This window comes from Candidatus Brocadia sp. (assembly GCA_021646415.1).
Classification (GTDB): Bacteria; Planctomycetota; Brocadiia; order Brocadiales; family Brocadiaceae; genus Brocadia.
In genome coordinates this window covers 427,154-439,645 of record SOEU01000001.1, presented here as the reverse complement: position 1 = coordinate 439,645, position 12,492 = coordinate 427,154, and the positions used below count along the sequence as shown (strand labels likewise).

10 protein-coding genes and 2 pseudogenes are annotated in these 12,492 nt (G+C 42.3%); 4 read left to right on the top strand and 8 right to left on the bottom strand.

All coding sequences use genetic code 11. The annotated features are described in order from the left end of the window. Nucleotides 1–588 precede the first annotated feature (588 nt). From E3K36_01790 to recG, 4 genes and pseudogenes are all read right to left on the bottom strand, one after another. Nucleotides 589–919: pseudogene (locus tag E3K36_01790) on the bottom strand (hypothetical protein). Beyond that, a pseudogene (locus E3K36_01785) lies at nucleotides 903–1,213 on the bottom strand (DUF433 domain-containing protein). Before E3K36_01785 ends, E3K36_01790 begins: the two co-directional pseudogenes overlap by 17 nt. A gap of 100 nt (nucleotides 1,214–1,313) precedes the next feature. After that, a complete protein-coding gene (locus tag E3K36_01780; protein ID MCF6153985.1) occupies nucleotides 1,314–1,505 on the bottom strand; it encodes a hypothetical protein in 192 nt (63 codons plus the stop codon). 84 nt (nucleotides 1,506–1,589) lie between these two features. Further along, nucleotides 1,590–3,686, bottom strand: a complete 2,097-nt coding sequence (gene recG / locus E3K36_01775) for an ATP-dependent DNA helicase RecG (protein MCF6153984.1) — start codon at nucleotides 3,684–3,686, stop codon at nucleotides 1,590–1,592. Between the two features lie 324 nt (nucleotides 3,687–4,010). On the opposite strand from recG, the gene bshB1 reads away from it, so the two are divergent. From bshB1 to hflC, 4 genes are all read left to right on the top strand, one after another. Beyond that, complete coding sequence (bshB1, locus tag E3K36_01770; protein MCF6153983.1) at nucleotides 4,011–4,697, top strand: bacillithiol biosynthesis deacetylase BshB1; 687 nt, start codon at nucleotides 4,011–4,013, stop codon at nucleotides 4,695–4,697. A gap of 131 nt (nucleotides 4,698–4,828) precedes the next feature. Continuing rightward, nucleotides 4,829–5,836 carry a hydrogenase expression/formation protein gene (locus E3K36_01765; GenBank protein ID MCF6153982.1) on the top strand — a complete coding sequence of 336 codons (1,008 nt, stop codon included), beginning with the start codon at nucleotides 4,829–4,831 and terminating at the stop codon, nucleotides 5,834–5,836. Nucleotides 5,837–5,848: 12 nt separating this feature from the next. Then, on the top strand, nucleotides 5,849–6,853 hold the full coding sequence (hflK, locus tag E3K36_01760; protein MCF6153981.1) for an FtsH protease activity modulator HflK: 1,005 nt from the start codon (nucleotides 5,849–5,851) through the stop codon (nucleotides 6,851–6,853). Further along, nucleotides 6,850–7,812, top strand: coding sequence for a protease modulator HflC (gene hflC, locus E3K36_01755; protein ID MCF6153980.1), 963 nt, complete (start codon nucleotides 6,850–6,852; stop codon nucleotides 7,810–7,812). Before hflK ends, hflC begins: the two co-directional genes overlap by 4 nt. A gap of 161 nt (nucleotides 7,813–7,973) precedes the next feature. Here hflC and E3K36_01750 read toward each other — a convergent pair whose 3' ends face one another. From E3K36_01750 to E3K36_01735, 4 genes are all read right to left on the bottom strand, one after another. Then, a complete protein-coding gene (locus E3K36_01750) occupies nucleotides 7,974–8,798 on the bottom strand; it encodes an RluA family pseudouridine synthase (protein ID MCF6153979.1) in 825 nt (274 codons plus the stop codon). Nucleotides 8,799–8,951: 153 nt separating this feature from the next. Further along, entirely contained in the window at nucleotides 8,952–9,824 is an 873-nt protein-coding gene (sucD, locus tag E3K36_01745; protein MCF6153978.1) for a succinate--CoA ligase subunit alpha, read from the bottom strand. 2 nt (nucleotides 9,825–9,826) lie between these two features. After that, nucleotides 9,827–10,999: an ADP-forming succinate--CoA ligase subunit beta gene (gene sucC / locus E3K36_01740; protein MCF6153977.1), complete on the bottom strand. Its 1,173-nt coding sequence runs from the start codon at nucleotides 10,997–10,999 to the stop codon at nucleotides 9,827–9,829. A 15-nt stretch (nucleotides 11,000–11,014) separates the two neighbouring features. After that, a complete protein-coding gene (locus E3K36_01735; GenBank protein MCF6153976.1) occupies nucleotides 11,015–12,424 on the bottom strand; it encodes a 2-isopropylmalate synthase in 1,410 nt (469 codons plus the stop codon). Nucleotides 12,425–12,492 lie beyond the last annotated feature (68 nt).

The following is a 12,492-nucleotide window of genomic DNA, read 5'->3' as shown; positions in this document are numbered from 1 at the left end:
TTCCCACAAAATAACTCATATCTGCTCCTCCTTTCTTACCGTTTTCACCGTTTATTTCACGATGCCCTTATGATACAATTTGGCATCGAATTGTGAAGGAGCCTTCTATATGATTATCACATCTTAAATATTAAGTAATCGTCACTTCAAATTTGTTATCTTATCACGCAGGTTTTTAACCCGCGCGAGTCCTGTATTGATCTGGTTATATTCCACGGTAATTACCGCACCTGATAGGCCATAGGGAAACACCACAATATCATAACCGTTAGCTCCCTGCAGAGCACGCTGAAATCGCATAGGGTGGACGGAGGATATACAGAATTAGTAAAAAAAGTTCAATATTGCAGATTGAAGAAAAAAGTTTGGTATGGACAAGTACAAATAAGGAGGATGGGTCAAGCGGAGCAGACCATTAAAAATTTATTCCGAATTCATTTCTTTAGGGTTTGGTAGTATTCGACAAAAAAATGATAATGATGGGTTCGCCTTGCCCTTCGCAAACTCAGGACAGACTTAACCCATCCTACTTATCTGTTTTTCTGATTTGCCAAGGTAATATTCATTTTTTGCTCAGTTTACGAAGCGTTATAGAAATTCGATGTGATTTTTCATATCGCCTGATTCGAGCACTTGATAAATTAGGAGGAGTCCTCTTACTACTTTGCCAATCGGAGTACGTTGATGAGCATACACAATACCACTGTGTTCAAATCCCTTAGTGTTTAGGCGTAGAAAATCTCCATCTTGTGTAAATATGATTCTCCCTTCCTTGTTAGAAAGGCAAGATGCTCCTCATCTGTGGCACCCAACAATTAGTTTCCTTTGTGGTCAGAACATCTATACCACGAAGTCGCAATCCTTTTACAACTGCATTAGGGACATGCTCATCCGTGTAGAACCTAATCCTTTTGCTCATTCATTTTTTTCGTTAGTTTCGAGGGAATTCTCTGGCGTAGGGCATCAACAAAGCCTCGCTATCTTTTATAGATTTGTCAATTTCGGCTCTGTTGTCATAGTAGTAAGCTAAAGCAGCGTACACATCGGCTAATGTGAGGTCATATTCCGCAGCGATTTCATCGGCACTGCGTCCTAACAATTCGTGCCAAATCACAATGTCCTGTATCGTGATCCGATGTCCTGCTATTCTCGGTTTACCGCCAGCTATACCTTCGGTAATCTCAATATGCCCATTTAAAGTTTTAATACTCACCAAGTTACCTCTCCATTCTGAAAATCATTTGTTGATAAATACGTTATACATCAATAAATCTTACCATTTCAAAAAACGAATGCCAGAAAAATGTCTATATTTAACAATATATGATTTCGTAACAGTTCTGTTCACCGCAGAGAACGCCGAGACTACTAAGAACCGGAGTACGTTCATTGGTAACAAAGCTCATATCGTAGCTCGGTGTGGGTAACGTTGTGACGCTGACGTTACCGATAAACAAACCGGGCATCATGGCCGTAACCGTATGTCTTGCTTTTATTTTTTTCACGTTTTTCTCTGCGTCCCCGGCGATAGACAATCATCCAAGATCCCTATACATGATACCCGCGAAGGTCTCAGGTAAATTACAAATTCAAATATTAATGAGTTCTAATCGATCCTTAAATGTTTCCGAAACTCTTTGTCGAATCATGTGATGCGCACGCATGATGAGTTGGGGGTCTTGAGAAACGAGTTCAAAGGCATCATCACGGGCCCTTTTCAGTATGGGAAAATCCTTAATAAGATCGCTTATCTTAAGCTCCGGCAAACCATGCTGCCGCGTACCAAAGAATTCACCCGGCCCCCGTAATCTGAAGTCCATCTCTGCAATCTTAAATCCGTTGTTGGTCCTGGTCATAATTTTGAGCCGTTCGCTTGACACATAGCTCGTGGGATTACCGAAAAGCAGGCAATACGACTGTTCGTTTCCCCTGCCGATGCGTCCACGCAGTTGATGGAGTTGGGACAGTCCGAATCGCTCGGCATGTACAATAACCATAATGGTGGCATTGGGAATATCAATCCCCACCTCAATGATCACAGTAGAAACCAGTATATTATATTTCTTTTCCTTGAAGTCCATCATAACCTTGTCCTTTTCAGCAGGCTTCATCTGGCCGTGGAGCAAGCCCACCCTGAGGGTTGGGAATACTTCCTGCTGCAATCTTCTTGCCTCTGTAACGGCAGATTTGAGATCAAAGTTCTCCGATTCTTCAACAAGGGGATAGACAATAAAAACCTGTCTCCCCTTTCCAATTTCAGCTTTTATAAAGGCATAGGCATCATTTTCCTTGTCTCTAGGTATCCAAAGGGTCTTAACAGGGGAACGACCGGGCGGCATTTCATCCAATAGCGAAATGTCCAGATCGCCAAACAAGGTAAGGGAAAGAGTCCGGGGAATTGGGGTCGCCGTCATGATAAGCACGTCGGGACAAAGCCCTTTCTTTTTTAACTTCAGACGTTGTACCACTCCAAATTTGTGCTGTTCGTCTATTACCACGAGGCCTAATCGCTTGAACTGAACGGTTTCTTCAATAAGGGCGTGTGTTCCAACAATCAGATCGATCTGCCCCGTTTTGATTTGATCAAGGTTGTCCTTTCTGTGCATGGAATTTGTATCCCCTGTCAACAATTGTATCCTGACGTGAGAGTGTTCCAGATATGTCTGAATGGTCTGGAAATGTTGCTTGGCCAGTATTTCGGTGGGTGCCATGAAGGCGACTTGGTAACCATTGGCAATGGCGGCAAGGATGGCATAAATCGCAACAACCGTCTTACCTGAACCAACATCACCCTGGAGCAATCGGTTCATGGGTTTACTGCTCCGCATATCCTCTTTAATTTCATTGATTACCCGCTCCTGGGCATTGGTCAAAGTAAAGGGTATGAGGTTGCGAATGTGGGTATCGACATTAGAACCTATCTTGAATGAAATTCCCGCCTCTTCTTTAATGCCACGTTTCCTCAGCGCCATGGCCAATTCGAGCATAAATAATTCATCGTAAACAAGTCTGTATCTTGCATTTTTCAAGTTCTCAAATGTCTCTGGGAAATGGATATTTCTTATAGCATTATGTATGAAGATTAGCTGGCTTTTCTTAACGATCTCTTTTGGCAGTATTTCATCAATATAACCGACAAAATGGTGCACTGCCTCTTTCATGATCTTTCGAAAGTGGGTCTGACTCATATGTTCAGTAAGCGGATATACAGGAATAATACTTCCTTCCTTTATATCAGCATCGTCACCCTGAATGATTTCGTATTCAGGATTTAATAGCTGCAGATATTTATATGCCCCCACCCTACCATGCAAAAAGATATTATCTCCGACATGAAATTTATTTGCAAGAAACGGCTGGTTAAACCAGGTTGCTGCAATCGTGCTTGTTTCATCACTAACAAAGACTTCCAGGATGCTTTTTCTACTTCGAGCCATTCTCGTTTGAACGCCAAGCACCTTGCCTTGAATCGTAATCTCTGCGCCTATTCTAGCTTCTGAAATTTTTTGTATCCGGGTATGATCTTTGTAATCTCTTGGAAAATAATAAAGCATGTCACGAATCGTATGTATTCCCAACTTTTCCAGGATTTCACTTCGTTTTGGTCCAACACCTTTCAGGTATTGAACTGATTGGCTTAATGCTGATTGTGAGGTTATCTTTGCTATAGTTTTAGTAACCAACATTTGAAAATTTTAAGTACTATGATAAATTTCCTTAACATTAAAAATAGACCGGTTGATTCAAATATAGGACGATGGTTATTATTTGTCAAATTGAATCTTTACTGGGAAAAAACCGTGCGATTTGTGCTATCCATTTTAATAAAACTATATCTGCAACAATAACTAAACTACACTCAAACCTCAGATACCTTTGCATCCGAGAAAATTAGGCCTTACTGTACCTTTTCCTTGCATTTTTATACTCATTAAGTACAATAGCAACTTCTCGGTCTAAATGGTTTGCTTTTCTCTTAAAAAGAAGCATCGACTCTTAAAGTACATTATATGACAACTATTCTTGCAATCGGACCTCATCCTGATGATGTAGAAGGCGGTATGGGGGGAAGTATTCTGAAATTAGTCACCCTGGGATATGATGTCCACATCCTTGACCTGACTAACGGAGAACCCACCCCGCATGGCAGTCCAGAAATTCGAAAAAAAGAATGGGAAAGGTCAACCGCATTGCTCGGTATAAAGAGCAGAACGGTGCTCGACCTGCCAAATCGCTACCTTATGGATGAGATAGAAGCCCGTAAAAAGGTTGCTGCCGTAATCCGAAAGATACGCCCACAGATAATCTTCCTCCCTTACTGGATTGATGCTCACCCCGACCACGTCCAAACAACACTGCTCGGTGAAGCCGCCCGATTCTATGCTAAACTGACGAAATCGGATATTCCCGGAGAGCCCTGTTATCCTTCACATATTTTTTATTACCTCTGTTCCCATTTTCGCGTACACGTCACACCCTCATTTATCCTGGATATCAGCAAGGAGTTTGAAAAGAAATTACAGATTGCAAAAGTTTATCAATCCCAGTTCGCCTACGATGACGCACGCTGGAAATATATTAATAGTTCGATCACCGCAAAGAATCAATATTACGGCAACTTGATACGCGCCGATTATGGGGAACCCTTTATGAGTCGCGAACAGGTTGGTTTAAAGGATATACGGGATATTGTTTGAACATGAGAGTTCATACAACCCTTCCACTTATTAAATAGACCAGTACCTTATAAATTTGCCAAAATTTACGATTTGCGGATTACAATTATTCTATTACAAAGCGAAGAAGAAAGGGTATTGCACGATTGTCTATGAACCGTTTCCCTATTGGAAAGTTTGATTATCAACTCCTGGAAAAACTCCTCAATTTAAATCCCATCAATGACCCGAGAATTATTGTAGGTCCAAGGATTGGTGAGGATGCAGCCGTCATCGACTTTGGGAAAAAATATCTTGTAGCCAAGACGGACCCCATTACCTTTACCACACATCGCATCGGCTGGTATGCCGTCAACGTAAATGCCAATGACATTGCCACGATGGGGGCAACTCCAAAGTGGTTTCTGGCAACACTATTGCTACCTGAAGGAAAGACGAATGCAAAACTGGCTACGCAAATTTTTAAGGACATTATTAAATCAACCCAAAAACTCAATATCACCCTGTGTGGCGGACATACCGAAATTTCTTATAAAATCGATCGACCCATTGTCGTTGGCCTTATGCTGGGTGAGGTCGAAAAGGATAAACTTGTGGTAAACGCAAATGCGAAACCAGGCGATGACCTTTTGCTCACAAAGGGTATTGCCATTGAAGGGACGGCCATTATTGCACGAGAAAAGGCAGCAGTAATACGAAAAAAGTTTGGTGACCAATTCCTTAAAAGGGCACAGGCATTCATCGACAAACCGGGATTGAGTGTCGTCTCAGATGCCTTGTTAGCCAATAGGGTAACCAGAATCCATGCCATGCACGATCCAACGGAAGGCGGACTGACCACCGGTATTCTGGAACTTGCAAAGGCATCAGGGACAGGAGTTGTCATTGATACAGAAAAAATCCCGTGTTATGAAGAAACAGAACAAATTTGCAAACTATTCAATATCCAGCCACTCGGTCTCATCGCATCGGGAGCTTTGTTGATTGCGCTCGATCCAAAGGATACAAAAGAAGTTATTGCCATCCTTGCAAAGAATGGTATAGTATGTACTCTGATCGGAAGACTTACCAAAAAAAACGAGGGATTAAACCTTTTAAAAAACGGTAAGCTTAAAAAAATGCAGACTTTCACGGTAGATGAGATCACAAAGGTTTTATAAGGAGGGAATAATATGCCCGATTACGGACCATACAAAAGACCGCAAGAAATACGTTTCGAGGATATCCCATGGGGATCGATAAAAAAATTTATACCGCCCATATTAGTTATCATCTTTGTCATTATTACAGGATATACGGCCTTTTATACGGTAAAGGCCAACGAAGAAGCTGTTATTCTAAGGTTTGGCCAATATAGAGAAACAGTCGGTTCCGGACTTCACACGAAGGTTCCCTATGGCATTGACAAGGTGCTCAAAGGGGAAGTCAAACGTATCTATAATGAAGAGTTCGGATTCAGGACTGAACAACGTGGCTTTTCCAGCATGATTGATTACGAATACCCCGATGCAAAAGAAGAGAAATTAATGCTCACCGGGGACCTCAACTGCGCTGAAGTGCATTGGGTTATCCGATACAAAATAAAGGCACTGGAAGAGTATTTTTTTAATGTAAGGGATGTCAGGGAAACCATTCGTGGTGTTTCACAGGCCGTCATGCGCACCTTAATCGGTGATCGCTCAATTGATGAGGTCTTGACCATTGGAAGGACGGAGATCGAGCAAAAGTCCAAGGAAGATATTCAAAAGATTTTAGATAGTTATAAATGTGGTATTGACATTCAGACTGTACTGCTTAAAGGAGTTGACCCACCAGAACCCGTAAAAGACGCCTTTAATGCGGTAAACCAGGCGATTCAAATAAGGGACAGAATCATTAATGATGCTGAAGGGCAGAAGAATAAAATACTGCCCGCTGCGGAGGGGAAAAAACAGCAGGTAATTAAAGAGGCTGAAGGATACCGAATCAGAAGGGTCAATGAGGCCACAGGAGATATCAAGGCATTCCTGGCTGTCTATGAAGAATACAAGAAAGCAGAGGATGTTACCAGGCGCAGGCTATTTTTAGAAACTATGTCAAAGGTTATCCCAAAATGTGAAAAGTTATACATCTTCGACAACGAGGTGAAAGGGTTTCTCCCCATCCTTGATCTCGCCGGGGAAGGAGTGAAAAAATGAAAAAGACGGTTATTATCATTACAATCATCTCTGTGGCTGCCGTATTAATATGTCTAAAGGCATCGTTATATGTTGTGGACGTACGGTTACAGGCTGTTATCACACAATTTGGGAAGCCTATTCGAACAGTTACAGAACCCGGACTTTATGGAAAAGTGCCTTTCATTCAGGAGGTCAGATATTTTGACAAGCGATTGCTGGATTGGATAGGAGAACCAAGCGATATCCTGACGAGAGACAAGGAAAATATCGGTGTAGGTACCTGGGCAAGATGGAAAATCATTGATCCACTAAGATTCTATACCTCTTTAGGAACAGAGGCGCGAGGTCAAGGGGTACTGGATGAGGTAATCGAATCGGCAGTCAAAAACGTGGTCAGTGCATATACCTTAAAGGAAGTCTTAAGAAATACTAATCGTAAGTTGGAATATACGACAAAGGAATTAGAAGAGGCGGAAGATATTAAAAAGGTATTGATCAAAATGGGCCGCGACAATATCGTTGAAGAAATCAGGAAAATGGCTGCACGCGCACTGGAAAGTCGTTATGGGATTGAGCTGGTGGATGTTCGGATAAAGTACATTAATTATGTGGAGGCCGTCATTCCCAAGATATACGATCGAATGCGCTCCGAACGTATCCGTATTGCCAACAAGTACGAATCAGAGGGACGGAAAGAAGAGGCCGAAATCCTGGGTTCCATGAAAAGGGAACTGGAACGTATAGAATCAGAAGGATATCGCACCGCAGAGGAAATCAAGGGGCAGGCAGATGCCGAGGCCGTGAAGATCTATGCCGAGGCATACGAAAAGGCGCCTGAATTTTATTCCTTTACAAAAACCCTGGAAACCTACGAATCGACCTTTAATAAACAAACCCATTTCATCCTTAGCACTGATGGAGAATACTTCAGGTATCTGAAGAGTTTCCAACACGAAGGCAAACCAGCGCAAGACTAATAGATGAAGTAATTAAGGCATTTACAGGTATATTGTCATTGCGAGCGGTAGAAAAGCAATCTTCAGCAGTACTCTATCATAGAAAGAGATGCTTCGTCACTCCGTACCTCGCAATGAATTTTGTACTGTATACCTTTTTTCTGAAACGATCTCATAGTTATCTATAAACCTAAAAGTTTAAGACACTGACGAAAATCATCGGGGATATCCGCTGTGACAGATATCGTCTTGTGGGTATAGGGATGGATAAAGGATATTTGATAAGCGTGGAGCATTTGTCTTCGGATTTGTCTTAATAGCGGGTGTTCGATAGGTTTGAGATCATATGCCGTTTCACCTATGACAGGGTGCCCCACAGAGGCGAGGTGTATCCTGATCTGATGCGTCCTGCCAGTCTCAATATTTACCTCCAGATAGGAGGCGTCTTTACCCTTCTTTAAGAGTCTTACATGTGTCACGGCCTTTTGTCCATGGATTGGGCTATCTCTGGTAAAGGTTTGTTTCCCTACACCACCCTTCACGATCACCCTGTAGACCTTTTTCATAAGATTTTTTTCAAATAATTCCTTCATACGCTCGAAGGCATCCTTATTCGTCGCAAAGATAACAGCACCAGAGGTATCTTTGTCGAGTCGATGAACAGCCTGAATATGGTTGTCTTTAAAGTACACCCTCAGGTTGCTTTCAAGACTTTCAGGACCATTTGTTACAATATCAGGAGGTTTTGAAATGACCAGATAATGGTCATCTTTATAGAGGATAGCATTTTTTTGAAATTTTTGGGATTTCACTTCTTTCGTAAGGATTTCAACCACGTCCCCCTTGTGTAGCTGGTAGGATGCAATCCAGATACGTCTCTTATTTACAAAAACCAATCGTTCATCCAGGAGTTGTTTCGCCTTTTTTTTGGATAAGGTTAGTTTCTGGGCAATAAAATGTAGCAGTGTGTGTATGTCATCTTCACGAGTAAATATAAATTTCTGCATTGCCCTGTTAGAAATCTGTGGAAAATCGCCGATTTACCATGAAGAGTTTGTAGTTTTTCTGGGTAATACGACCAGGGAGTCGATAATAATGCGAAACAATCGTAAAACAAAACTTCTCCGACGTACTCGCACTACAAAGAAACTATTACACCATTACGGTAAAATTATCTTTGCTACGGTTTCTCCGATATCGGCAGGGCTGTCAACCATAATAACATTCGTATTTTCAAGCGCAGCAATCTTTGAAATTGCTGTACCTTTGCCACCTGAGATAATAGCCCCGGCATGACCCATGCGTTTGCCCGGTGGCGCCGTTCTTCCTGCAATGAAACCAATGACTGGTTTTGTGATCTCTCGTTTTATTACCTCTGCGGCTTCCTCCTCCGCGCTTCCTCCAATCTCTCCTATCAATACAATTACTTGTGTTTCTTTGTCACCCTGGAACAATCTCAATATATCCACAAAATTGGTTCCCAGAATGGGGTCACCTCCAATACCCAGGCACGTGGATTGCCCTAAGCCTCTCTGAGTCAATTGCCAGACGGCTTCGTATGTGAGAGTTCCACTGCGTGAAACAACACCCACCTCACCTGGTTTATGGATATATCCGGGCATAATGCCTATCTTGCATGCACCAGGCGTAATAACCCCAGGGCAGTTGGGTCCGATAAGACGTGTCTTCCCATTTGAGAGATATCTTTTTACCTTGACCATGTCCAGTGCGGGTATACCTTCTGTGATGCAGATCACCAATTCAACACCTGCCTCAGCAGCCTCCATAATGGCATCTGCCGCAAACGGTGCAGGTACGTAAATGACAGAAGCATTTGCCCCCGTATTTCTTACTGCATCGACTACACTGTCAAAAATAGGAACGGCATGCTGTTTTGTGCCACCTTTGCCAGGGGTAACACCTGCGACAAGTTTGGTGCCATATTCCAGCATTCGTTTGGCGTGAAAACTTCCTGCATGACCGGTTATGCCCTGGCATATTACCTTCGTATCTTTATCTATTAATATACCCATTTTTATTTTGTATTCTTTTTTGATGCCGTCACTACCAGGCTTGCAGCTTCTTTCATATCTTTTGCAGAAAGGATACTTAAACCCGAATTGTCGAGTATTTTTCTTGCCAATTCAACATTAGTCCCCTCCAGCCGGACAACCAAAGGGATATGAATGCCTACTTCTTTGATAGCTTGAATGATACCGGACGCGATAATATCACACTTCATGATTCCCCCAAAGATATTAATCAAAACAGCCTTCACTTTGGGGTCGGATAAAATGATCTTGAATGCCTGTGTGACCTGTTCCAAAGACGCATCACCACCGACATCTAAAAAGTTGGCAGGTTCTCCACCATGGAGTTTGACAATATCCATTGTAGCCATGGCAAGGCCTGCACCGTTTACGAGGCATCCAATATTTCCATCAAGACTTATATAATTCAGCCTGTATTTCCTGGCTAATGCCTCAGCAGGAGAGATGTCTTGGTATGACATGAGTTGGTCGAATTCCGGGTGGCGATAAAGGGCATTATCGTCGATGTCCATCTTTGCATCGAGTGCATATACCTCATCATCTGTCGTCACAGCGAATGGATTGATTTCCAGTAATGAACAATCATTTTCTGTAAAGGCACGAAACAGATTCATGATAAGGTTATTCAGCTTTGTTGAAAGCGCCCCGGATATGTTTAATTGAGAAGCAATACGTCGCGCCTGGAATGGAGGTACACCAAAGAATATGTCAATTGGTTCTCTGATGATTTTGGCAGGTGTTCGTTTTGCAACCTCTTCGATTTCCACACCCCCTTCATCGCTGGCAATCAGCACAGGCTTACAAAGGGAACGGTCAATCGTTATAGCGAGGTACAATTCCTTTTTAATTGAAACGGCCTCTTCAACGAGAACATATTTAATTTCTGCGCCGCTTTGGTCAGTTTGCCTTGTTACGAGGTGTGTGCCGAGCATGCCTGTTACGCACGCTTGGGATTCTTCGGGGGTGTTAACAAATTGAATACCTCCGCTTTTCCCTCTGCCGCCGGCAAGGACCTGTGCCTTTACAACACAACGGTTGCAACCAATTTCCCGGAATATTGCTGATGCATCATTACCTTTTGATATGGCTTTACCACGAGGAATACAAACACCATATGTTTTGAGGATATTCTTTGCTTGAAACTCATATAACTTCAAAGGTATTATACGGTATTATTTTGTTTTAGCAGTTCCGGATTGTTGTAATTTATCTGATTTAATAAAATCCCGGAGATGGATACTCACCTGCTCTACCATTTCGTCATCAGAAATAGAGGTAATGCGTCCCTCGATGTATTGTTTATCCACCCATTCCTTTATCTTTAAGACGCCTTCGTGGCTTTTCGGAATTTGCTCGTTTCCTTTCAGTTCAAAAAAGATATTAATCCACTGTGCAATTCCCGCTATACCAGATTTGTCAGTTACGGAAACACCAATGGGTCTGTTTAAGAGTTTCTTGGTGTCAAAAATATTGTATATTTCTTCATTTTTCAGTAGCCCATCTGAATGGATACCTGCACGGGTGACATTGAATTCTGAGCCCACAAGGGGTTGTGTTGGAGAGATTGGATGCCCTATTTCAGTTCTGTAATAATCTGCAATTTCCGTGATCACTGTGGTATCAAATAGTTCATCGTCGCCTCGTAATGCCAGATATTCAACTACCAGAGCTTCTATCGGTGTATTTCCTGTACGTTCTCCCAATCCTAACAATGTACCATTAATTCCACTACATCCGTAAAGCCATGCGGTAGTGGCGTTGCTTACCGCCAGGTAAAAATCATTGTGACCATGCCATTCAAGGTATTCAGAAGGAACACCTGCAAAGTGGTTGAGTCCGTAAATAATACCAGGTACACTGCGCGGCAAAGCAGCACCTGGATAACTGACTCCCATCCCCATGGTATCACAGGCGCGGATCTTCACAGGAAGTTTGCTTTCTTTAGATAATTTCATTAGCTCCTTGGCAAAGGGTACGACGAAACCGTAAAAGTCGGACCTGGTAATGTCCTCGAAGTGACAGCGGGGAATAATACCCTCTTCCAACGCGGCTCGCACAATATCCAGATACATATCCATTGCCTGTTTCCTGGTTTTATTTAATTTTAAATAGATATGGTAATCTGATGACGAACATAAGATACCAGTTTCTTTAAGCCCCATTTCTTTAACCAATTTGAAGTCACTCTTAACAGCCCTGATCCATCCGGTAACCTCTGGATATTTATACCCACGTTCCATGCATTTCCTAACCGCTTCCTGATCTTTTGCATTGTACAGGAAAAACTCACACTGGCGAATAAGCCCCTTTTTACCGCCAAGTTTGTGAATCAGATCGAAAAGATCAATAATCTGTTTGACAGTATATGGCGGGCGGGATTGTTGCCCATCCCTGAAAGTTGTATCCGTGATCCATATCTCTTCGGGTGGGTTCATAGGATTGAGGCGATAATTGAATGGTATCTTTGGTATTTTGTCATAGGGGAAGACATCCCTAAAGAGATTAGGTTCTGTCGAATCCTGCAATTGGAAAATGTACTCTTCGGGTTCTAATGTGTTACGATGTTTATTAAATCGAAGCATCTTCAAATTCCCCTTTACTAGTTATTTTTAATATCAACGCGCAAAAAAACCAAATGAATAGATTAAAT